Source organism: Maribacter aquimarinus (assembly GCF_047345505.1).
Taxonomy (GTDB): Bacteria; Bacteroidota; Bacteroidia; order Flavobacteriales; family Flavobacteriaceae; genus Maribacter.
This window is the reverse complement of the sequence record NZ_JBLFEO010000004.1, coordinates 203,295-226,312: the sequence shown is the minus strand read 5'-3', so window position 1 is coordinate 226,312 and position 23,018 is coordinate 203,295. Positions and strand designations below refer to the sequence as shown.

At 53.5% G+C, this 23,018-nt stretch carries 22 protein-coding genes; 11 read left to right on the top strand and 11 right to left on the bottom strand.

Annotated features, from left to right (window positions below; all coding sequences use genetic code 11):
* Window positions 1-22 precede the first annotated feature (22 nt).
* The 10 genes from ACKWCC_RS04795 to ACKWCC_RS04750 all read left to right on the top strand — a co-directional run bounded on the left by ACKWCC_RS04795 (window position 23) and on the right by ACKWCC_RS04750 (window position 10,292).
* Window positions 23-1,381 carry a vanadium-dependent haloperoxidase gene (locus ACKWCC_RS04795; RefSeq protein ID WP_413994768.1) on the top strand — a complete coding sequence of 453 codons (1,359 nt, stop codon included), beginning with the start codon at window positions 23-25 and terminating at the stop codon, window positions 1,379-1,381.
* A 75-nt stretch (window positions 1,382-1,456) separates the two neighbouring features.
* On the top strand, window positions 1,457-2,326 hold the full coding sequence (locus ACKWCC_RS04790; protein ID WP_413994767.1) for an NHL repeat-containing protein: 870 nt from the start codon (window positions 1,457-1,459) through the stop codon (window positions 2,324-2,326).
* 114 nt (window positions 2,327-2,440) lie between these two features.
* Window positions 2,441-3,337 (top strand): metallophosphoesterase, encoded by an 897-nt coding sequence (locus tag ACKWCC_RS04785; protein WP_413994766.1) that lies wholly within the window; start codon window positions 2,441-2,443, stop codon window positions 3,335-3,337.
* A 455-nt stretch (window positions 3,338-3,792) separates the two neighbouring features.
* Window positions 3,793-4,476, top strand: a complete 684-nt coding sequence (gene aqpZ, locus ACKWCC_RS04780) for an aquaporin Z (RefSeq protein ID WP_413994765.1) — start codon at window positions 3,793-3,795, stop codon at window positions 4,474-4,476.
* Window positions 4,477-4,591: 115 nt separating this feature from the next.
* The gene (locus ACKWCC_RS04775; protein ID WP_413994764.1) at window positions 4,592-5,908 is read left to right on the top strand and encodes a gluconate:H+ symporter; all 1,317 of its coding nucleotides are present in this window, start codon (window positions 4,592-4,594) and stop codon (window positions 5,906-5,908) included.
* Window positions 5,909-6,057: 149 nt separating this feature from the next.
* Window positions 6,058-6,519, top strand: coding sequence for a RidA family protein (locus ACKWCC_RS04770; RefSeq protein WP_413994763.1), 462 nt, complete (start codon window positions 6,058-6,060; stop codon window positions 6,517-6,519).
* Window positions 6,520-6,654: 135 nt separating this feature from the next.
* Window positions 6,655-7,767: a D-TA family PLP-dependent enzyme gene (locus ACKWCC_RS04765; protein WP_413994762.1), complete on the top strand. Its 1,113-nt coding sequence runs from the start codon at window positions 6,655-6,657 to the stop codon at window positions 7,765-7,767.
* Window positions 7,764-8,834, top strand: a complete 1,071-nt coding sequence (locus ACKWCC_RS04760) for a dipeptidase (RefSeq protein WP_413994761.1) — start codon at window positions 7,764-7,766, stop codon at window positions 8,832-8,834. The genes ACKWCC_RS04765 and ACKWCC_RS04760 overlap by 4 nt, the downstream gene beginning before the upstream one ends.
* Window positions 8,831-9,580, top strand: coding sequence for an SGNH/GDSL hydrolase family protein (locus ACKWCC_RS04755; protein WP_413994760.1), 750 nt, complete (start codon window positions 8,831-8,833; stop codon window positions 9,578-9,580). Before ACKWCC_RS04760 ends, ACKWCC_RS04755 begins: the two co-directional genes overlap by 4 nt.
* Before the next feature lie 49 nt (window positions 9,581-9,629).
* Window positions 9,630-10,292, top strand: a complete 663-nt coding sequence (locus tag ACKWCC_RS04750; RefSeq protein ID WP_413994759.1) for a hypothetical protein — start codon at window positions 9,630-9,632, stop codon at window positions 10,290-10,292.
* 298 nt (window positions 10,293-10,590) lie between these two features.
* On the opposite strand, the gene ACKWCC_RS04745 is transcribed toward ACKWCC_RS04750, so the two are convergent.
* Both ACKWCC_RS04745 and ACKWCC_RS04740 read right to left on the bottom strand, forming a co-directional pair.
* Complete coding sequence (locus ACKWCC_RS04745) at window positions 10,591-12,786, bottom strand: acylase (RefSeq protein ID WP_413994758.1); 2,196 nt, start codon at window positions 12,784-12,786, stop codon at window positions 10,591-10,593.
* 85 nt (window positions 12,787-12,871) lie between these two features.
* Entirely contained in the window at window positions 12,872-13,948 is a 1,077-nt protein-coding gene (locus ACKWCC_RS04740) for a TPM domain-containing protein (RefSeq protein WP_413994757.1), read from the bottom strand.
* 88 nt (window positions 13,949-14,036) lie between these two features.
* Between ACKWCC_RS04740 and ACKWCC_RS04735 the strand changes: the two genes are divergently transcribed.
* Window positions 14,037-15,773, top strand: a complete 1,737-nt coding sequence (locus tag ACKWCC_RS04735; RefSeq protein WP_413994756.1) for an ABC transporter ATP-binding protein — start codon at window positions 14,037-14,039, stop codon at window positions 15,771-15,773.
* 74 nt (window positions 15,774-15,847) lie between these two features.
* Here ACKWCC_RS04735 and ACKWCC_RS04730 read toward each other — a convergent pair whose 3' ends face one another.
* The 9 genes from ACKWCC_RS04730 to ACKWCC_RS04690 form a co-directional block, all read right to left on the bottom strand.
* Complete coding sequence (locus ACKWCC_RS04730) at window positions 15,848-16,180, bottom strand: 2Fe-2S iron-sulfur cluster-binding family protein (RefSeq protein ID WP_413994755.1); 333 nt, start codon at window positions 16,178-16,180, stop codon at window positions 15,848-15,850.
* Window positions 16,181-16,247: 67 nt separating this feature from the next.
* Window positions 16,248-17,309 (bottom strand): NAD(P)/FAD-dependent oxidoreductase, encoded by a 1,062-nt coding sequence (locus ACKWCC_RS04725; protein ID WP_413994754.1) that lies wholly within the window; start codon window positions 17,307-17,309, stop codon window positions 16,248-16,250.
* Window positions 17,310-17,371: 62 nt separating this feature from the next.
* Window positions 17,372-17,611: a NifU family protein gene (locus ACKWCC_RS04720; RefSeq protein WP_413994787.1), complete on the bottom strand. Its 240-nt coding sequence runs from the start codon at window positions 17,609-17,611 to the stop codon at window positions 17,372-17,374.
* An 8-nt stretch (window positions 17,612-17,619) separates the two neighbouring features.
* On the bottom strand, window positions 17,620-18,765 hold the full coding sequence (locus ACKWCC_RS04715; protein ID WP_413994753.1) for an Mrp/NBP35 family ATP-binding protein: 1,146 nt from the start codon (window positions 18,763-18,765) through the stop codon (window positions 17,620-17,622).
* A 194-nt stretch (window positions 18,766-18,959) separates the two neighbouring features.
* Window positions 18,960-19,916, bottom strand: coding sequence for an ROK family protein (locus ACKWCC_RS04710; RefSeq protein WP_413994752.1), 957 nt, complete (start codon window positions 19,914-19,916; stop codon window positions 18,960-18,962).
* Window positions 19,917-20,197: 281 nt separating this feature from the next.
* The gene (locus ACKWCC_RS04705; RefSeq protein WP_413994751.1) at window positions 20,198-20,545 is read right to left on the bottom strand and encodes an MGMT family protein; all 348 of its coding nucleotides are present in this window, start codon (window positions 20,543-20,545) and stop codon (window positions 20,198-20,200) included.
* Between the two features lies 1 nt (window position 20,546).
* Complete coding sequence (locus tag ACKWCC_RS04700; protein WP_413994750.1) at window positions 20,547-21,176, bottom strand: LysE family transporter; 630 nt, start codon at window positions 21,174-21,176, stop codon at window positions 20,547-20,549.
* Window positions 21,177-21,180: 4 nt separating this feature from the next.
* Window positions 21,181-21,849, bottom strand: a complete 669-nt coding sequence (gene trmB, locus ACKWCC_RS04695; RefSeq protein WP_413994749.1) for a tRNA (guanosine(46)-N7)-methyltransferase TrmB — start codon at window positions 21,847-21,849, stop codon at window positions 21,181-21,183.
* Between the two features lie 200 nt (window positions 21,850-22,049).
* Entirely contained in the window at window positions 22,050-22,964 is a 915-nt protein-coding gene (locus ACKWCC_RS04690; protein ID WP_413994786.1) for a sensor histidine kinase, read from the bottom strand.
* Window positions 22,965-23,018 lie beyond the last annotated feature (54 nt).

The following is a 23,018-nucleotide window of genomic DNA, read 5'->3' as shown; positions in this document are numbered from 1 at the left end:
GTCCAAGGTAAATTGTTGGATGATGAAGCTACGCCCCATTTTTTTTCTGCTCCTTGCACTGACCCTCTCCTGTGAAAACGGGCCTTCTGGAAAGGAAACCATTGAAGTGGGCCCCGAGGACCTGCACGCCGTGGTGGACAAGGTCACGGAGATCATGATCCACGATATTTTTTCGCCCCCCGTGGCCAGCCGGATATTTGCCTACCCCAACATAGCCGCCTATGAGATCGTGGCCCAGGCAAACCCGGACTACGGATCCTTGGCCGGCCAGGTGAACGAGCTTACGCCCGTGCCGCAAATGGACACCCTATTGGGCATTAACCCCACCCTGTCTGCCCTTATTGCCCATATGGACGTGAGCAAACAGCTCATTTTCTCAGAGGACAAGTTCGAGGTGCTCCAGGACAGCCTCTACCAGCGTTGGCAGAACACCAACGCGGCCCAGTTCGAGGCTTCAAAAAATTACGGCCTGCAGGTGGCGGCCCACATCAAGGAATGGATGAACAAGGACAACTACAACCAGACCCGCACCATGCCCAAGTTCACGGTAGATACGGACGATCCCGCCCGTTGGCAGCCCACCCCGCCGGCCTACATGGACGGCATTGAGCCACATTGGGACAAGATCAGACCGTTTTACCTGGATTCCGCGGCCCAGTTCAAGCCCCTGCCACCACCCCCATTTTCCATGGAAGAGGATTCGGATTTTTACAAGGAGCTTTTGGAGGTCTATGAGATCAGCAAGGAGATCACGGCCAAAGGGGACGACTCCGAAGAGGTGGCCATTGCTAAATTTTGGGACTGCAACCCCTACGTATCGGTTACCCGTGGGCACCTTATGTTCGCCACCAAAAAAATAACCCCCGGGGCACACTGGATCGGCATTAGCAAGATAGCCAGCCGGATGACCAACAGTGATTTTGACGATACCCTCTTTGCCTACACCAAAACCTCGATGGCCATTGCCGATGCCTTTATAAGCTGCTGGGACGAAAAATACCGCAGCAACCTCATACGGCCGGAAACCTTGATCAACCAGCACATTGACGAAAATTGGGTGCCCATATTGCAGACACCGCCCTTCCCAGAGTACACCAGCGGGCACAGCGTGGTCTCCGGGGCCGCCGGCCTGGTGCTCACGGACATCTTTGGCGACGGTTTTGCCTTTGATGATGACACCGAAGTGCCCTATGGCCTGCCCATACGTAGTTTTCCCTCTTTCAACGCCGCGGCAGATGAAGCGGCCATAAGCAGAATGTACGGGGGCATCCACTACCGTGCCGCCGTGGAAGTGGGCATTGACCAAGGCCGCGCCGTGGGCGAGCTGCTGTTGAAAAAAGTACAGATGAAGCACAAGGCCACAGTGGCCCTGGGCAATTGACGCCCGTGCCCCAAAGCTCTTCAGGATGGGCCAGAAACGCCACGGTACGTTTCTTTAAACGTTAAAAACCAGCAGATGCACAAAGGCCTCATCGTTTTGTTTACCATCCTTCTCTTTTCTTGCCAGGAATATCCCGGAATGCTCCAGCATTTGGCAGACCTTCCCTTTACCATGGACGAAAACTCTGGAATGGTGTTGGGCAACGATCAGACCTTGTGGGTCATTGAGGACAATGGCAACCCCAATGACCTTTATCAAATAGACCTAAAGGGCAACCGCCTGCGCACCGTTGAAATTGAAAATGCGGAAAATGGCGATTGGGAAGACCTGGCCAAAGACCAAGCGGGCAACCTCTACATTGCAGATATAGGCAACAATGACAACGACAGAAAGGATTTGGTCATTTACAAAATTCCCGATCCCAACCAACTTACGGGAAACAAGGTACAAGCGGCCCGCATCTCTTTTTACTATCCGGAACAGCACCACTTTCCACCACCAAAGGAAGCCCGGCACTACGATGCGGAAGCCCTTTTTCACTGGGGGGACCATTTGTACATTGTCACAAAAAACCGTGCCGATCCCTTTGATGGCACCGCCTTACTGTACAAAGTGCCCGACCGCCCAGGCTCCTATGCCGCCACTTTGGTGGCAGAGTTCATAACCTGTTACGAGGGCGGTAGATGCCAAGTGACCGCAGCGGATATCTCCGCCGATGGCAGCCGGGTGATCTTGCTCACCTACGGCCGTATTTTAAGCTATACCCATTTCAATACCGATGATTTTACCTTGGGAGACAAAGAGGAGATAGAGCTCTACGCCTACGCCCAATTGGAGGCCATCTGCTTTTTGGACGACAGTACCGTACTGGTGGCAGATGAACTTACCATGAAGGGCAGGGGGCGCAACCTGTATTCCTATGTCCTGCCAGAAAAAGCGGAATGATTTTGAAAATGTGGCCGGTGGCCCGGTCAAAAAAAAAACCGGAAACATCCATTTAGGGGCCCTTAGATGGGTTTGGCTGCCTTCTTTTTTCGGATATTTAGACAAAAATGAACCATGTCCTCGGATAAAAGACTCTCCCGTGCCTACAAAAATGCCAAGGTGGTACCCTTTAACGACCGATCAAAATTTGTTCTGTTCAGTGACTGCCATCGTGGAGACAACAGCTTTGCCGATGAATTTGCCAACAACCGCAACATCTATTTCCACGCCCTGAACCATTATTTCAAGGAGGGCTTTTCCTATTGTGAGCTGGGCGATGGCGATGAACTCTGGGAAAACATCAACTTTGAGTCCATCTTCGAGGCCCATAAGCACGTGTACAAACTCCTCAAAAAATTTCATTTGGCCAATCGCCTGCACATGGTCTGGGGCAACCACGATATGGTGTACAAGGACAAAAGCTATGTGAACAAGTACCTGAGCAGCTATTTTGAGCCCATAGACAATACGGACAAGACCTTGTTCCAGGGCATTACCTACCACGAGGCCTTGGTGCTGCGCCACGAGGAGACCAACCAAGAGCTCTTTTTGGCCCACGGGCACCAAGCAGACTGGTGGAACTATAATTTCTGGCGGTGGGGCCGCTTTTTGGTTCGGGTGCTCTGGAAGCCCCTACAGGTATGGGGCATTGCCGATCCTACCAGTCCGGCAAAAAACTACAAGGAACTCATTAAGCTGGAGCGCCGCATAAAACGCTGGATAGTCAAAAATGACATGCGCATTACGGTGGTGGGCCATACCCACCGCCCCCGATTTCCAGAACCGGGAGACATCCCCTTCTTTAACGATGGTAGCTGCGTGCACCCGCGCAGTATTACGGGCATTGAGATTGAGAACGGAAGCATCTCCCTGATCAAATGGCAAATAGACACCACCGAAGACGGCACGCTAAGGGTGGTTCGTATTTTGCTGGAAGGACCACAACGCCTGGCCCATTACCGCACCCATTGATTTTTTCTTACCTTACATAAGGCTCGCCAAAACTGCCCGGTTCCAGGCGCAACGGCAGCCGGCGACCATACCCCTTCCCTTTTTTGATCCAGCGTATATGTTATACTTTCGTCACAAGGGTGCAACGCCCCGTAAAAACGCGCCTTTTGCCTTGGATTTTGCAGGGATTTGCAGCCGTAACGGAATTTCCATTGCTTAATACCATTTCCCAATTGAAAATAAGCCGTAGCTCGGCCATGCCTGATTTTTCTTTTTCGCAGGCCAAAAAAATAATTCCATTTCCATGGCTGCATTTCAAACGAGAACTGGTGTAATCCGGGGTTAATTGTCAATCGTACATAAAAACCATCCTAACGGCACATATTTCGTGTTTTTTTAGCGAAAAAATTTATATAATGTGACTTGCACCCCTTTTCTGGTTCTAAAAAGCATACAACACACTAACCTTTAAGATGATGAAAAAATATGTAGCCGAATACATTGGAACCCTTTGGTTGGTTTTTGGGGGTTGTGGCAGTGCCATTTTTGCGGCGGCCTACCCGGAACTTGGCATAGGGTTTATGGGCGTTTCATTGGCCTTTGGCCTCACCGTGGTGACCATGGCCTACGCCATAGGCCACATCTCCGGTTGCCATCTCAATCCGGCCGTGTCCCTAGGGCTTTGGATGGGCGGAAAATTTGAGGCCAGGGAACTCCTGCCCTACATCGGGGCCCAACTCTTAGGTGCCACCTCTGCCGCCGCCATACTCTACCTGATCATGTTGGGACATCCTAATTTTGAGATGGGCGGCTTTGCGGCCAATGGCTACGGGGAACACTCCCCGGGCGGCTACAACATGATCTCTGCCCTGGTGGCGGAATTGGTGCTCACTTTCTTTTTTCTCTTCGTTATTTTGGGGGCCACCCATAAAAAAGCGCCCAACGGTTTTGCGGGCCTCATCATTGGGCTTTGCCTTACCCTTATTCACCTGATCAGCATACCCATTACCAACACTTCGGTGAACCCGGCCCGGAGTACCAGCCAGGCCCTGTTTGTGGGAGACTGGGCCATGGACCAACTGTGGCTCTTCTGGGTGGCCCCCATTCTTGGGGCCTTATTGGCGGGCTTGGTGTACAAGGCGCTCAACTACGGCGATTGATCGTCCTAGGGCACCAGCAGGCGTAAGGTCTTTTCTGAATTTTTGAAAACCCCTCCGCTTCCTGATTTTTTGTGGTATCTTGGAGGGCGAAAAACCTAAACCGACCTAAACGAAGATGCCACTGCTCATTGTCCTCGTTGGAATTGTCTTCCTTTTCCTGCTCATTGCCCGTTTTAAGCTCAATGGTTTCATTGCCTTTGTCTTGGTCTCCTTGTTTGTGGGCATTGCCCAGGGCATGGATCCCATTGCGGTCATTGATTCCATCCAGGCCGGCATAGGCAGTATTCTGGGCTTTCTGGTCATTATCCTGGGCTTGGGGGCCATGCTGGGAAAACTGGTGGCAGATAGCGGGGCGGCACAGCGCATTACCACCCAGCTGGTGAACAGGTTCGGTAAAAAAAATGTGCAGTGGGCGGTGGTGCTCACCGGTTTCATTGTGGGCATCCCCATGTTCTACTCCGTGGGCTTTGTTATTCTCGTGCCCCTGGTGTTCACCATTGCCGCCGCCACGGGGCTCCCCCTGATCTATGTGGGCCTGCCCATGCTGGCCTCCCTTTCCGTGACCCACGGCTACCTTCCCCCGCACCCTGCACCCACGGCCATAGCCGCCACCTTTAACGCAGATGTGGGCAAGACCTTGCTCTACGGCATCGTAGTGGCCATCCCCGCCATAATCGTTGGTGGGCCCTTGCTCTCGCGCACCATGAAGCACATCAAGGCCACCCCCTTGGCAGAATTTGTGAACCCCACCGTACTCAAGGACGAAGAGATGCCGGGAACGGGCATCAGTATCTTCACCGCCCTACTTCCCGTGATCCTCATTGCCATGGCCGCCTTGGCAGAACTGCTCTTGCCCGCCAATGCCCCACTGCAACAAATTTTGGTCTTTGTGGGCAATCCGGTCATGGCCATGCTCCTATCCGTACTGGTGGCCATTTACACCCTGGGGCTGGCACGAGGCAAAAAAATGACCGAGGTCATGGACACCGTGGGCAGTGCCGTGACCGGTATTACCATGGTGCTCCTGATCATCGCCGGGGCGGGGGCACTGAAGCAAGTATTGATAGACAGCGGCGTGAGCGAGTACATTGGCGGTCTTCTAAAAGGGTCGTCCGTATCTCCCTTGGTGCTGGCCTGGGGCATTGCCACCGTAATCCGGGTGTGTGTGGGATCGGCCACCGTGGCGGGTCTCACCGCCGCCGGAATCGTGCTGCCCTTGGTTCAAAATGATGGGGTCTCGGCAGAATTGATGGTATTGGCCATTGGTTCCGGCAGCCTCATGCTGTCCCACGTGAACGACAGCGGATTTTGGCTTTTCAAGGAATATTTCAACCTTGGCATCAAGGACACCCTGCGCACCTGGACGGTCATGGAGACCACGGTGGGCGTCATGGGGCTTCTGGGCGTGCTCGTGCTAGACCTGTTTGTTTAAATGTGGAAAGCAAGGCATCGTTCAAACAAAAAAAATATCGCCCCAAAAACATGGAATGGGTATAACGTAAGTCCAACAGTTCTTGATTCCCATTAAGATGGTTAAGGGCGAATGGCAGTGCATCGAATTGAAACAATAAAACCAAAAAGATGAAAGCTTCTGAAAAAATAAAGCAACTGGGCTTGGAACTTCCGCCCGCACCGCCCCCCGCCGGTCTGTACAAACCCGTGCTGGTGGTAGATCGTTTTCTCTATGTATCCGGACAAGGGTGCATGCGCGCCAACGGCACCTTGATCGAGGGCCGCGTGGGCCATGACCTTAGCCTGGAAGAGGGCAAGGCGGCCGCCAGACAGACCGCTTTGACCATGCTGGCCACCATCACCACCCATTTTGGGGACATGGACCGCATAAAGCGGCTGGTAAAATCATTGGGAATGGTAAACTGCACTCCCGATTTTAAGGACCATCCCCTGGTGATCAACGGCTACAGCGAATTAATGGCCGATGTTTTTGGACCCGACCACGGTGTGGGCGTTCGCTCTGCCGTTGGGATGATGCTCCCCGGGGGCATTGCCGTGGAAATTGAAGCCATGTTTGAACTGCATCCCTGACCCCGGCCCCATTTTAACGCAAACAAGAAAAAGCACACAAAGGGCAGCAAGGGAAGCGTGGCTTTTTTATGCAGGCCGATGTCCTTTTTCCCCTTATGGAAACATAACCCCGGAGAGGGGCTAACAAGACCAGGTATGGAACAAAACAAATGGTTTGAAGTAAAACGAAGCGAGGACATCATTTCCCCAGCCCTACTGGTGTACCCCGATCGCATAGCGCACAACATTGACACCATGGTGCGGATGGCGGGCGGCACGGAGCAGCTGCGCCCGCACGTAAAGACCTATAAGAGCGCCCATATCATTGAACTGCAACTGCAAAGGGGCATTGATAAGTTTAAATGCGCCACCATTGCCGAAGCCGAACTGCTGGCCCGGACGGGCGCCCCGGACATCCTTTTGGCCATGCAGCCCGTAGGGGCAAACCCGGCCCGCTTTGTAAAATTGATGGCGGCCTACCCCGGCAGTGCCTTTTCCACCCTGGTGGACAACCTGATCACCGCAACGGCCCTGGGCCAGTTGGCGAAAAAAGAAAACACCACCATGGCCCTGTACGTGGACCTCAATGTGGGCATGCACCGCACCGGCATAGTACCCGGGGAAGAGGCCTTGGCCCTGTACCGCTACATTGCCGCACACCCCCACCTGGAAGCCAAGGGCCTCCACGCCTATGACGGTCATTTGAGAAATCCGGATGCGGCCCAACGCAGGGCCGATTGTGATGCCGCTTTCGCTTCGGTGGAGGCGCTGGCCACCTCCATTGAAAAGGCATCGCTGCCGCCGCCCACCATCGTGGCGGGGGGATCGCCCACTTTTCCCTTTCACGCCAAAAGAAAAGGGGTCATTGCCAGCCCTGGCACCACCCTGCTCTGGGATGCCGGATACGGAGGACTTTTTAAGGAGATGGACTTCCTGCCCGCCGCCGTCCTTTTTACCCGGGTCATCAGCAATCCCAAGCCGGGCGTATGCTGTATGGACCTTGGGCACAAGTCCCTGGCCCCGGAAATGGGGTTTCCCAGGGTGCAGTTTCTGGATTTGCCCCAGAGCGAACAGATAAAACAGTCCGAAGAGCACTTGGTCCTGGCCCTGGACAACGGAACATCCCTTCCCGTGGGCCAGGCCCACTACGCGGTGCCCATGCACATCTGCCCCACCGTGGCAAAATACGATCGCCTCTTGGTGGTGGAAAAAGGAGCGGTGACCCGTGAATGGCCGGTAACGGCCCGTAACCAAAAACTGAACATTTGAGCCCATTTATTTTTGACGCCCATCTTGACCTTTCCATGAACGCCATGGAGTGGAACCGTGACCTGCGATGGCCCGTGGCCCAGATCAGGGAAAGCGAAAAAGGAATGACGGACAAACCCGATCGCGGCCGCAACACCGTGTCCTTCCCGGCCATGCGCAAGGGAAACATTGGCCTCTGTGTGGCCACCCAGATCGCGCGTTATGTACATACGGACAATGCCCTGCCCGGGTGGAATTCCGCCCAACAGGCCTGGGCACAGACACAGGGACAGTGGGCTTGGTACAAGAGCATGGAAACCTGCGGGGCCCTGCGACAGATCACGGACAAGCAAGGGCTGCAAGCGCACCTTGGCGCTTGGGAAAAGGATCCGGAAAACACTCCCATTGGGTACATTCTAAGTTTGGAAGGTGCGGATTCCATCTTGGACATGGAGCACCTGCACCGATCCCACGCACAAGGCTTGCGCGCCATTGGCCCGGCCCACTATGGGCCGGGTACCTACGCCCACGGAACGGATTCCACCGGGGGCTTGGGCCGCAAGGGAAAAGAGCTATTGCGCGAAATGGGCAAACTGAACCTTATCTTGGATGCCACCCACCTCTGCGATGAGAGTTTTTGGGAAGCCATGGACGTGTACCAGGGACCCGTCTGGGCCAGCCACAACAATTGCCGGGCCTTGGTTGACCACAATAGGCAATTTACAGATGCCCAACTGCGTGAACTAATAGAGTGGGAGGCCGTTGTTGGCATGGCCTTGGATGCTTGGATGATGGTGCCCCATTGGCAACGCGGCGTTTCCCACCCCAGCAACACCGCGGTACGTTTGGAGCACGCCGTACAGCACCTGGACCACATCTGCCAATTGGCCGGGAACACAAAGCACGTGGGCATCGGTACCGACCTGGACGGCGGCTTTGGCACCGAACAGACGGCCGCCGATCTGGACACCATAGCAGACCTTCAGAAATTGCCCCAACTGTTGCGGGACCGGGGCTATACGGAAGAAGACATCAAGGCCATTTTGCACGGAAATTTTTTGGCTTTTTTAAACCGGGCTTGGGCATGAAAAGAAGAACCTTTGTACAACAGTTGGGGGCAGCGGGCCTAGCGGCCTTGTTGCCCGCATGCGGCGGCAACGGCAAAACGCTCACCCTAAGGAAAAACCAGGTCGTGGCCTGTCTGGGAGACAGCATCACGGCCACGGAAGGTCCGCACGGCTATGTGCAGCGGTTGCAGGCAATGGCCAACCGCGACCACCCCGAGCTTAACCTACAGTTTCTTAACTGGGGCAAGAGCAGCGAAACCCTTACGGGACTTACCGAGCAGGACCACCCCGGGCCAAGGCCCTACCTTTTTGAACGGCTGGACACCCTGTTGGAATCCACCCCCGTGGATGTGCTCTTTTTCTGCTACGGCATGAATTGTGGCATTTATGGGCCACCTTCCCGGGACGTGTTCCAAAGTTTTGAAATTGGGGTGCGCACGCTTCTGGAAAAGCTAAAGGCAAGGGACATCCAAGCCATAGGACTCACCACCCCGCCCCTGGTATTGTCAGAAGCCGAAAAGCAAAAATTGAACCCACCCGGCACCTACTCCTATCTGGCCCCTTACCCGGCCTACGATGGGGAGGTACTGCAAAAATTTCGGGAGATCCTGCAAGGTATGGAGCATTCGCACCTTATGGGGACCATGAACATCCATGACCCATTACGGGCCCAAAAGACGGTGGCCTATGATGACGATCCCATACACCCCAACGCTGAGGGCCACCGCCTCATTGCCGAGACCATTATGGGCCAACTATCATTTTAACACCGCGTTAAGCCGCTATGGCAGGGTATTTGCTACCTTTATATTGTTTATGAACGTGATGGCAAAAAATATCCTTCTTTTTATGCTCTGTATGGGGATGTCGTTTGGCGTGGGCTACGCCCAAGGCGACCTTCCCGTGGCCAGACCGTTGAAGATTGAGTCGGCCAACAAGTTAAATGACAAGGGAAACACCAATACGGGCAACCTGCTAAAGATGCCCTCCATGATCAAAGAACGGCCCAAATTGGACATGAACCCCAAGAACCCGGTAAAAATGTTACCGGACCGGGAACTGGTGCAGGCCGGAACAGGAATGAAAATAGACCCCAAAGTGGGTCCCGGGGAGCGCATGGGCGGTTCCGGGCAGTACTTTCCAGACCAATATCTGGGTGATGTAAAGAGCAACGGAAAATTTGTGGGCATCGTGTGCCGGGACCATGAATATGTGGATGGCGACCGCGTAAAAATATATCTCAACGAAAAGGTGGTGGAGCCCAACATGTTGCTCACCGGCGGGTTCAAAGGTATCAATGTGGACCTACAGGAAGGGTTTAACCGGTTGGATTTTGTGGCCTTGAACCACGGATCATCTGCCCCCAACACGGCCCAAGTGGATGTCTATGATGACAAAGGAAACCTTCTTTACTCCAACAAATGGATGCTCTCCTCTGGATCTACCGCCACGCTCATTGTCACCAAGGAAGGGGATTAGCAAGGTAGGTTTAAAAAGACCTATGGCACTTCTTTTCCCGAGAGGGTCTGTTCTGGACGTTCCCCCATTTGAAAAAACCATTTTATTTTTTCCCTTTTCGGCACTTGGCAAGGCCGTGTCCATAGTGCACATTTCCATTATACCAGTTCTCGTTTGAAATGCAGCCATAGAAATGGAATTATTTTTTTGGCCTTCGAAAAAGAAAAATCAGGCATAGCCCAGCTACGGCTTATTTTTATTTTGAAGTAGGGCATAAAAAGAAACCATTTATCGGCTTATTTTCAATTGGGAAATGGTATTATCGCTGCCCGGGCACATAGGTCTCCTTTGCCCTTTTCAATACATCTTCCCTGTAATACGCGGCCTCCTTCCAGTTTACATTGGCATACCTTTGTATCTGATCGTTAAAATGGGGGGAGTTGGGATCCCCGCTCTGCCCACCGGCCAAGATGGTCTTGGCCCTGACCTTGTCCCCAAACTCCACCGCGGCCACAAAACTGTTGCCCCGGGTACCATAGATTTTCTTGGCGCCCTCCGTGGTGTAGCGGGCCCCGTAGGCCGCCAAAGCGCCCCATTGGCCCGAGGCAAAACCAATGGGAATGCTGGGTTTGGCATCATCGAATTCCTGCCGTATGTCCCCGTTGTTTCGCTGGTACCGGTTCACTTCTCCCCACGGGATGTTCCAGGTACCGAAATTATTTGTAAGCTCATCCAAGACGTCTTCAAAGATAACCCTGCGCTCTGCGGTGTTAGACAGTTGTCCGGCGTATTCCAAGCGCTCCATTTGGGACAATCCTTCCGGAAATTCACCTTCCCTCAGATATCGGGTTCCGTAGAAATGCGCCAGGGTCATGGCCACAGATTCCTTTGAGGTCTTGTAATCCCACTCTGCCAAGACCTCCTTGGGCCCCACAAATTTTGGGTTTCGGTCGTCATATTCATAAACAGCCTCCAACAAACCTTCCAACAAAACCTCAAAAGCAGGTAAATAGGGGTCATGTGCCAAATTGATCAAGCCGTCCAAGGTCATATCATCCACCTCCTTTAACAGTGAAATGGCGTGCACGCCCCTAAAATTCTCCTGATCCCGTGACATGTAATACGGATAGTCCCCCCTTTTGGGACTGTGCTCCAGAGCGGCGGTATAGGGAGTGGAATTGCAGTTCTGTATCCACCCATTGTCCGGGTTAAAAATCAAGATGTTCTCGTCCACGGTGTGCAGCCCCTGCCAATCGGTCTTGGGGTCGCTGCCGTCCACGGGTTGGGAATAATCGAAGCTCACATCGCGCTTGGGCACAAAATTACCGTGAAAGTAGGCGATGTTCCCATCGGCATCGGCATACACCGTGTTGTTGCTGGAGTTGGTACGGATATCCATCATCTTTCTAAAACCCTCATACCCATCTTGCTTGGTGCGGATGTAGGACTGTTCCAGTGCCTTTACCGGTTCCCACATCATGGCAGAGGCCGTCCATTGCCCGTCCACAATGTGCGTAATGGGGCCGTGGTGGGTGCGGTAGGTGGGAAAGGTCCTTTCCTTCATCCCTTGGGGCGTGCTGTATTTTAAGGTCACCTCCCCGGAAACCACCGGCCGCAGCTCCTCCCCGTATTGATAGAACAATTGGTTGTCCCGTTTCACAATGGTTTCCTTGAACTCGTCCATGACATCGGTGTAGGTAGAGGTGTGCATCCATCCCGTTTTTTCATTGAAGCCCTGATATACAAAAAACTGCCCCCAAGTAACGGCCCCATAGGCGTTGAGCCCTTCCTCGGAAACCACGTGCACCTCGCCCCGAAAGAAAAAGGAGGTATGCGGATTAATGAGGAGCATGGCGTTGCCGGACTGGGTTAAACTTCCGGAAAGGGCAATGCCATTGGACCCCTGCGGCTCCTGAAGTTCCTCTTCTTTCTGCAGCTCCATCATTTCCAGTGGGGGCACGGCCATATCCCCTTCGTAAAACGCCCGTATCTTTTGGGTGCTTATGCGCTCTATATCGCCCCCAATGCTGCCCTCGCTGAAATACATGGGCATCCAAGGCTCAAAACGGCTGAGCAATTTCGGTTGCACCTCAGGGTGTGTTTCCAGATAGTAGTTGATGCCGTCCGCAAAAGCATCGCACAATTGCTTCAACCAAGGGGGACTTTTGTCATAATTGGCCTTGGCCTCTTCCTGGGTCATGAACAGCTTGGCCCGCAGATCACTGTACAGTGCCTCTTCGCCCTCCACCTCTGCCAAACGGCCCGTGGCCCAGATGTAGTTTTGTTCCACCCGGTTAAAATCGTCCTCACATTGGGCGTACAGCAGTCCAAAAACGGCATCGGCATCCGTTTTTCCGTAAATGTGGGGCACGCCAAAGTCGTCCCGTATAATGGTGACCCGGGCTGCCTTTTCCGCCAGGGACATGGTGGCATAATCGACCGGGGCACTGGCCTGGGGTTCGGTTTTGCAAGCACTGATCAGAAGGATTAAAAGGAGGTAAACAATACGGTCCATGGGCATATTTTAACCCTATGAAGATACAATAAACTGCCTAGCGGCAAAACCCGGGAAACAATAAAATGATACGGTACAGATCAAGTTACCAGCTTCCACTGGCCCCACCGCCCCCGGAACTGCCACCACCACCGGAAAAACTACTGGAACTTCCACTTCTTGAACCGCTAGAACCAAAAGAATGGGAGCCGGAGGATGAGAAGGTTTTTCGGTAATAGGTTTTATCGTTCTTCCAAAGCGAAAATTGAAATTTCTTTTTGTCAAAAAATCTAATTTTGATCGCGGCCGCCACCACAGCCACGGTCACCAGCAGAAACAAGAACGCCACATTTTTATGGTCCAGAAGGCTGTCTATCAAAGAAATACTTGGCCATTGGATCTGATAGACCACCACTAAGGGAACCAACATAAACACCAAAGAAACAGAACAGTTTAAAAGCGCACCCAAAACCACAAATATTCCCGGAACAAGTCCCAACTTGCCCAAGAGCATGCCTCTGACCACTTTTAAAAGTTCCTTATACGACGCATAGGACAGAAAACCGCCATACCCCAGGAATATGGAAGCAAATAGACCCACCATCACATAACCGAACCACTTATACTTGGTTTCACTTCTTTCTATTTCCGATTTAAACTCCTCGAGTGCTTCGGGGCTATCCAGAAAATTTATGAGTTGATCGGTAGCTAGGGAAATGCCCTTATAGTACTCATCTTTCTTAAACCGCGGAACCATGGTGTTCCTTATGATTCTGGAAGCCACCGCATCGGTGATATAGGGCTCCAGACCATAGCCAACTTCAATCCGTACTTTTCGATCCTGCTCCGAAAAAAGGATGAGCAGCCCATTGTCCTTTCCCTCCTGTCCCAATCCGTTTTGGTTAAACAGGCCATTGGCGTAGCTTTCAATGGTCTCAAAACCCAACCGTTCCACGGTGACCACAACCAATTGGTTGGTGGTTTCCTTTTCAAAAGCGGTCAGTTTTTCTATGAGCAGGGACGTTTCGGTGGGCGTGAAGACGGCCGCACTGTCCGTAACGATCGCCTTGATTTCCGGGTACTGCCCCTGGCCGGGCAACAGGGCCCAGGACAACAATGCCCATAAAAGAAGGACATTTTTGAGGATGGTGTTTCCAAGCTGTAGTTTGGACGTAAGGCGCACTCTTTTGAAATCTGGATGATATACAGTAGTAACGCTAACTATTCTCTTTAATTTCAAGTAATTTGCAACCTTGTTCTAAAAATGGATGATGACAGAGAAAAAAGTGAGTATTTTAAGTGCCTTCAAGACCATTATCTGGCCCAGGCGCAGATTGGTTTTTATAGGCTTGTTCTTGATCGTGGTAAGTAAGGCCGCGAGCTTTGTGGCCCCGCTGTCCCTGCAATACTTAATGGACGACATTATCCCGAACAAGGACGTTGATTTTCTTAAATGGCTGGTGGCCGCCGTGGCCTTTGCCATATTGGTGCAGGCCGTGACCTCTTTTCTGCTCACCAAGATCTTGAGCGTACAGGCCCAGTTTCTCATCTCCGAGCTCAGGGCCCAGGTACAGAAAAAGGTGCTCTCCCTCCCCATTCGTTTTTTCGACAATGCTAAGTCCGGTGCCCTGGTGTCCCGGATCATGACCGATGTGGAGGGGGTGCGCAACCTGATCGGCACCGGCCTGGTACAACTCGTGGGCGGCACCATAACCGCCGTGGTTTCCCTGGTGCTCCTCTTGGGCATAAGTTGGTCCATGACCCTGTTCACCTTGGTGCCCTTGGCCATTTTTGCCCTCATTGCCCTCAAGGCCTTTAAGATCATCCGGCCCATTTTCCGGAACCGGGGCAAGATCAACGCGGAGGTCACCGGGAGGCTCACGGAGACCTTGGGCGGGGTGCGCGTGATCAAGGGCTTCAATGCCGAGGCGCAGGAGAACACCATTTTTGAGGAAGGGGTGGAACGTTTGTTCCAGAACGTGAAAAAGAGCTTGACCGCCACGGCTTTCATGACCAGTTCCGCCACTTTTTTGTTGGGCATTGCCACCACGGGCATCATGGGCATTGGCGGATATAAGATCATGATGGACCAACTCACCATTGGGGAATTTCTGACCTTTACCTTCCTTTTGGGGCTCATGGTGGCCCCGATCGTGCAAATGAGCAACATAGGCAGCCAGCTCACCGAAGCGTTGGCCGGACTGGACCGCACCGAGGAGCTCATGAACATGACCCCGGAATCCGACGAGGAAAACCGCACCCTTTTCCTGGAAGACATACAGGGGCACATTGCTTTTAAAAACGTATCCTTTGCCTATGAGGAAGACAAGGACGTGCTGCACAACATCAGTTTTGAGGTCAAGAAGGGCAAGGTAGTGGCCCTGGTGGGCAGTTCGGGCTCGGGGAAAAGCACCATTGCCGGGTTGGCGGCCTCCTTTCTGAGCCCCGAATCGGGCACGGTTTCCATTGATGGAAAGAATATGGCCAAAGTGAACCTGGACAGTTTTCGGAGGCACCTGGGGGTGGTGCTGCAGGACGAGTTCCTGTTTGAGGGCAGCATACGGGACAACATCCTGTTCCCACGGCCCCATGCCACGGAGGAAGCCTTGCAGGCAGCGGTAAGGGCGGCCCATGTGAACGAGTTCACCGACCGTTTTGAAGAGGGCCTGGACACCCTGATCGGCGAACGCGGGGTAAAGCTCTCCGGAGGGCAGCGCCAGCGCATTGCCATTGCACGGGCCATTCTGGCCGACCCCAAGATCTTGATCCTGGACGAGGCCACCTCCAACCTGGACACCGAGAGCGAGGCCCTGATACAAAAGAGCCTTGCCACCCTGACCGAGGGCAGGACCACCTTTGTCATTGCCCACCGGCTGAGCACCATACGCAAGGCAGACGAGATCTTGGTCATAGAGGATGGTAGGATTGCCGAGCAGGGCACCCATGACCAACTCATTGCCAAGGAGGGCAGGTATTATAATTTGTTCACCTACCAGGCGAGGATTTAAGGGAAATGCCGTGAGGCCCAAAACGTGGAGGACATCGCTTTAAGGCAGATTCGGTAAAGTCAAAAACACTTTCCCTACAGTTCCTCCGGGGCCAGTTCCACTTCCAGGCCATCCATTTCCTCAGAGATGTGCAGTTGGCAGCCCAAGCGGGAATTTTCTTTTACGTTGAAGGCTTCGGAGAGCATGGCCTCTTCGTCATCGGTCATTTCGGGAAGGGGGTGGTCGGTGTTCACATAGCACTGGCAGGAAGCGCACATGGCCATGCCGCCACAAATGCCTATGGTGCCTTCCGGGGCCAGCTCATAGGCCCGTACCAGTTCCATGATGTTCATGTTCATATCGGTGGGGGCATCCACTTCATGGCGTGCGCCGTCCCGGTCCGTGATCGTAATCTTGATATCGCTCATGCACTCTTGATCAAACGCACCCCTTGCACTGCGTTTCTTGGTTTGGGGCGCCGTATAATTCCTTCCCTTACTCTATGGCCTTTACCACGGCCTTGGGCGCCTCTTTCTTGCTTCCGTCAAAACCGGTGACCCCGCCCACGGTGGTATATTTCATCACGTATTTCTTGTCGGGGAAAATGCGTTGGTAGGCACTTTGGCACATCAGGGTGGCCTCGTGGAACCCACAGAGGATCAGCTTTAGCTTACCGGGATAGGTGTTTACATCGCCAATGGCGTACACCCCTGGTATGTTGGTCTGGTAATCCAGGGCATTGTTCACCTTTATGGCGTTTTTCTCTATTTCCAGGCCCCAATCTGCAATGGGCCCCAATTTAGGCGATAGGCCAAAGAGGGGAATAAAGTGATCTGTTTCCAGCATGATGTCCTCCGCGGCGTTGGTGGTTTTTCTGATGATGACCGATTCCAGAGCATCGGCACCTTGCAGGCCAATGACCTCGGCGGGCGTAATGAGCCGTATTTTTCCGGTATCCTTCAGGTGCTGTACCTTTTCCACGGAATCCAGGGCGCCCCTAAACTCGTTGCGGCGGTGCACCAGGGTCACCTCAGCGGCCACATCGGCCAGGAATATGCTCCAATCCAGGGCAGAATCACCGCCACCGGCAATGACCACCCTTTTGTTGCGATAGATCTCGGGGTCCTTGATCATATAGGTAACGCCCTTGTCCTCGAACTTGGCCAGGTTTTCCAACTGCGGCTTTCGGGGCTCAAAACTCCCCAGGCCACCGGCTATGGCCACAACGGGTGCGTTGTGTTGGGTTCCTTTTGAGGTGGTGACCACAAAAGTGCCGTCTTCGAGTTTTTCAATGGTCTCTGCCCGTTCGCCCAAGGTAAATCCGGGCTGAAAGGGCTTGATCTGTTCCATAAGGTTGTCCACCAGATCACCGGCCAACACCTCGGGGAAACCGGGAATGTCGTATATGGGCTTTTTGGGGTAGAGTTCGGAACACTGTCCTCCGGCCTGCGGAAGGGCATCGATCAGGTGGCACTTCAATTTTAAGAGTCCTGCTTCAAAAACGGCAAAGAGCCCCGTGGGCCCCGCACCGATAATCAATATATCTGTCTTGATCATGCACAATTTTCTTTAAACTTGGCAAAATAACGATGGTGGTCGCAAGGATAACATGATAAATGTCATTCCATGTTGATCACCTCTTGGATTTGTGGGGCATATTTCTTTATGGTCATTTCCACCCCGCTCTTCAAGGTCATCTGGTTTACGGTGCAACCAATGCAGTTGCCTTCCAACCTCACTTTTACGGAGGTTTCGTTGTCTATGGATATGAGGGAAATATCTCCCCCGTCACTTTGCAGGAAAGGGCGTATCTCGTCCAGGGCCTTTTCTACGTTGCTTTTCAGTTCCTCTGGTGTCATGGCTACCATCATCGGTTCTTTTTAATGGCGGAACAACCCGCCATGGTCGTTATTTTAATGGCCTCTGTGGGCGCTATGTTCTCGTTCCGGGCCACGACCTGCTGCACCACGTTCTTGGTGAGCTCCTCAAAGGCCTGGGCGGTGGGCGTTGCCGTCTGCATGGCCGCGGGACGTCCCACATCCCCGGCCTCGCGTATGCTCTGCACCAAGGGGATCTGTCCCAAAAAGGGCACCTTTACGTCCTCTGCCAGGTTCCTGGCCCCATCTTTTCCAAAGATGTAATATTTGTTGTCCGGAAGCTCCGCTGGAGTAAAGTAGGCCATGTTCTCCACTATGCCCAGCACGGGCACGTTAATGGAATCTTGCTGGAACATGGCCACCCCTTTTTTGGCATCGGCAAGGGCCACTTCCTGTGGGGTGCTCACCACCACGGCCCCGGTAACGGGCATGGCCTGCATGATGCTCAGGTGTATGTCTCCCGTTCCCGGCGGAAGGTCCAACAGCATAAAGTCCAGCTCGCCCCAATGGGCATCAAAGATCATTTGGTTCAGGGCCTTGGAGGCCATGGGCCCCCGCCAGATCACCGCCTGGTTGGGCTGGGTGAAAAACCCAATGGACAGGATCTTTACCCCATAGCTTTCCACGGGCTTCATCTTGGACTTTCCGTTCACGTTCACGGCCAGGGGTTTTTCCTGGGCCACATCGAACATAATGGGCATGGAAGGACCATAGATATCGGCATCCAGGAGGCCCACCTTAAAGCCCATCTTCGCCAAGGTCACCGCCAGGTTGGCCGTAACGGTACTTTTTCCCACGCCGCCCTTACCGGAGGCCACGGCAATGATGTTCTGTATGCCGGGAATGGGCTTGCCCTTGATCTCATTGGCCTTGGGCTTGGCAGCCGGTGCATCTACGGTGATGTTCACCTTGATCTTGGCCTTCTCGTACACCTTGCGGTGTATGACCTTTAGAATTTCCACTTCGGTCTTCTTGCGCGCCTGTAGGCTGGGGTTGGCAATGGTAATGTCCACCTCTACCTCATCACCAAAAACCTGAACGTTCTTTACCGCTCCGCTCTCCACCATGTTCTGGCCTTCGCCCGGCACGGTGATCTCCTCCAATGCCTTGATAATCTCCTTTTTGTCCAGCTTCATTATGTAAATTGATTCTAAACAACAAAGATAGGGCTTAGGGGCAAGAACGGAAAGATTTTGCATTGAAATAAGGTATGGCGGCATTGCCGCCCGCAATGGCTGGCCGGGGCGTCCCGGGGCGCTCGGAAGGTATGCCGATCAGGTGACACGGCCCGTGGGCCGCCCCTTGCCGTAAGGGCCATGCAGATGGCGCCCTATTTGTTCTGTTCCCAGATCAGGGCGGCGGCACCACAGATGGCGGCGGTTTTTCCGGGCATCTCGGAAATGAGCAGTTTTACCTGGCCCCGATAAATGGGGAGCAAGTGCTCATTGAAGTACTTCTCCAGAGGCTCCATGATAAACTTGCCACTATTGGTTAGGCCCCCCATTAAGATAAAGGCCTCCGGTTGGGTAAAGGCGGTAAAGTTGGCCAAGGCAAACCCCAGGTGCTTTGCGGTATAGTCAAAAGCGCGCAGGGCGATCACGTCCCCTTCCTCGGCGGCCTTGGTAATGTCCTCCCCGTGCAGGTCGTTAAAGGCAATGCTTCTAAAGCGGCTGTCTTCGATGTACTTGCTCAGCATGTACATGATGGTGCGCTTGAGTCCCGTGGCAGAGACATAGGCCTCCAGTCCGCCCCGCACGCCAAGGCCCGTTAGCCTACCGTCGCCCACGGTGAGGTCCATGTGCCCCAGTTCGCCCGCCAGGCCGGTATGGCCATCGATCAGTTGCCCATTGGCCACGATCCCGGCCCCCAGACCGGTTCCCAAGGTAATGGCAATGAAATCCGTCATCCCCTGGCCACTGCCAAAGAGCAGCTCTCCCAGGGCGGCGGCACTGGCATCGTTCATGAGGCGCATGGGCATGGGCATTTTTTGTTGGAGCTTTTCCAACAAGGGCACGTGCCCCTTCCAAGCCAAATTTGCGGCATTTTCTATGGTTCCGGTCTTGCTCGATGCGTTTGGGGCCCCTATGCCACAGCCCAACACCACGGGCGCTTGCGGCAAGCGCTGCAGCAGACCCGTCACCGTTTCCTTGATCTGGTCCAAAAAATGGTCCAGGATGGGATATTCCTTCGTCCTAAAAAAAGTCTCCACATGGCAATGGCCCGTGCTGTCCACCAGACCGATCTTTGTCTTTGTGCCGCCAATGTCTATTCCCACTACTACTTCCATATCCTGTGCTGTGATTGATGTTGCCAAAAAATACCAAAGGCCCAAGACACTTTCCAAAAGCATGACACAGCTTTTGGAAATGGGCCCCAAACCAAAGTCAAAAGTGCGAAAAATATTTGTCTTACGGACAATTATTTGGGGCATTGTTTCCCGGTGGGCCCTTGGCCCGGCCCACATTGGGGCCATGGCACGGGCTTGGGGAGTCGGGAGCGGGTTTTGTGCTCATCGGAAGCTTTTGGCAAACACTGCCAAGGGCGTTGCCCAAGAGCCCCAGGCCGGTCTTATGGGGTTTTGGGGGGCGGCAATTGGGCCATGGGGTCCCAGAAGCGTGCCTTAAAATCCAGTACTTGGTCGTCCCTTACCTTTACCCCTTCACTTTCCAAGAGCTGCTCCATGAGCTTACTGCCCCCAAAATGGTGCTTTCCGGTGAGGAGACCCTTACGGTTCACCACCCTGTGGGCGGGCACGTCTTCCCTGCCGTGGGAGGCGTTCATGGCCCAGCCCACCATTCTGGCACTGCGGGCCGCGCCCAGATAGTTGGCAATGGCGCCATAGGAAGTGACCCGGCCGTAGGGCACTTGCCGCACCACCTCATATACCCTTAAAAAGAAACTTTCCTTGTCTGCCATATCAGTTATGGTACACCCTTACAATGGTCATGAGGAGCAGCACCAGCATTAAAAAGCCCAGGATGTAATTGGCGTTCTTGGCAAATTTATGGGTCTTGTGCTCCAATTTGTTAAAATAAAACACGTAGAGATAGAGCACGGAGAAGGTGCCTGCCCCGGCGGCCAGGACAAAGGTGACAATGTCCCAGACCTGGAACTTGATCCATCCGGAGGCGTTCCACATGATGTTGAGGCCGCTGTAATAGGGAATGGTGAGCAGGTTAAGCGCCGCGAGGAACAGACCCTTTAGGTAGCTGTTGCGCTTGCTCAGCTTGATCTCATTAATTTTTTGTTTCTTGTTGCTCCTTGCGGCCATAAAAAAATAAACGGCCAATACGGCAAAGACGCCAATGGCCACTTTAAGGAGAATGGCCACCACATCGGGGTTTTTGTGCAGGAACTTGGAAATGAAGACCGCCACGGTGGCCTGCATCATGATCATGGTGCACACGCCCAGACTAAAGACAATGCCGTTGAGCTTGTCCTTTTGCACACTGGTCTTGGCCGCGTTCACATTGAGCAGTCCCGGGGGCACCGTGGCCATGAAGGCGGCGGAAAAAGTGGCAAAAAAAAGGATCAGGAGGTGCTGCATGGCCCTAGGTTAACCTAAATTGGATGTAGGTAATGGGCTTTCCCATCCCAAGGTACTGTTTTTCGTAAAACGTTTGCAGTTCCAGCACTTCCCTAGGACTGCCCTCATTTTTGTACACATTGTGGTTGGCGTAGATCACCTCGTGCCCCAGGCCGTGCAACAGCCCCAGGGTATAGCCGTGCATGAATTCACTGTCTGTCTTAAGGTGCACCAAGGCACCGGGGCGCAGTATGTTTTGGTACCGGGCCAGGAAGTCCTTGTTGGTCATGCGGTGCTTGGTGCGCTTGTACTTGATCTGGGGGTCGGGGAAGGTGATCCAAATTTCCGAGACCTCGCCCGGGGCAAAAAGCTTGTCCACCAGCTCGATCTGCGTCCTGAGGAAGGCCACATTGTGCAGCCCTTCTTCCAGTGCCGTTTTTGCGCCCCGCCAGAAACGTGCGCCCTTGATGTCTATGCCTATAAAATTCTTTTCGGGGAACATTTTGGCCAGGCCCACGGAATACTCCCCCTTGCCGCAGCCCAATTCCAGGACAATGGGGTGGTCATTGCCAAAATGCCCGTGCCAGGCCCCGCGCTGGGCAAAGCCCTGTTCCACTTCTTCCCGGCTGGGCTGGATCACGTTCCCAAAGGTCTCGTTCTCCTTAAATCGCTGTAATTTGTTCTTGCTTCCCAAGATGTCCGTGCATGGTTCCCCACAAAATTATGAAAAGGGAGGGATCGGGCGGTACGGATGGCCATAAAGTTTGGGACGGCGCCGAAATGGGCAGGGGGCTGTTCTGGCGTGCGGCCTTTCTTTTTTTTGGTGCCACCACGAATGTTGTGGAAACGAAAATTGGCCCACAATGTAGCGGGGGCGGCAGGGTGGCATCCCTGCTAGGTCTTGCTTTTTTCCAGGGTGAAGGAAAACTCCGATCCCACATCCACCACGCTTTCCACATATATTTTTTCCCCGTGGGCCTCAATGACGTGTTTCACAATGGCCAGCCCCAGGCCAGAGCCTCCCGCCTTTCTACTGCCACTGGGGTCCACCCGGTAAAAACGCTCGAACAAGCGTGGGATATGTTCTTTGGGAATACCGTCTCCGTTGTCCGTGACCCTGACAATGACCTTGTTCTTCACCAAGTTCTCCACACTCACCTCCGTGGTGCCGTTGTCATTGCCGTACTTAATGGAGTTCACCAAGAGATTGGTGAGCACCTGCCTGATCTTCTCCCGATCGGCGTGCACCATGATGGGGGTGTCATAGGGCATATCAAAAGTAAGGACAATATGGCTCTTGGCCGCCTTCATCTCCAAGAGGTCAAAAACACTTTGGATCAGGGACACAATGTTAAAGTCTTCCTTTTCCAGGCGCAGATCGCCCACCTCCAGTTTGGTGATCAGGTCCAGGTCATTTACAATATAGATCAGCCTGTCCACCGCCTTGTTGGCCCGGACCACATACTTTTTGCGCACGGCCTTGTCTTCCAGGGCACCGTCCAACAGAGTCTCCAAGTAGCCCTGCACGGTAAAGAGGGGCGTCTTGAGCTCATGGGCCACGTTGCCCAGAAAATCGCGGCGGTACTCTTCGCGGATCTTTAGGGTGTCTATCTCAATTTTTTTGTCCTTGGCAAATTTTTCTATCTCCTCGGTCAGGGTGCGCATGTCCGTGGTAATGGGCTGGGAGGTCAGGGTGGTGGACTCCAGCAGGGCCACGTCGTCGTAGATTTTTCGGATCTTTCTGTAAATGAAGCGTTCTATGCGCAGTTGCAGCACCAAAAAACAAAGGGCGAACACCAGGCCGGCCATGGCCAGCAGCACGGGCCAGGAAAAGATGTTGGCCCACCACAGCACCAAGCCCCC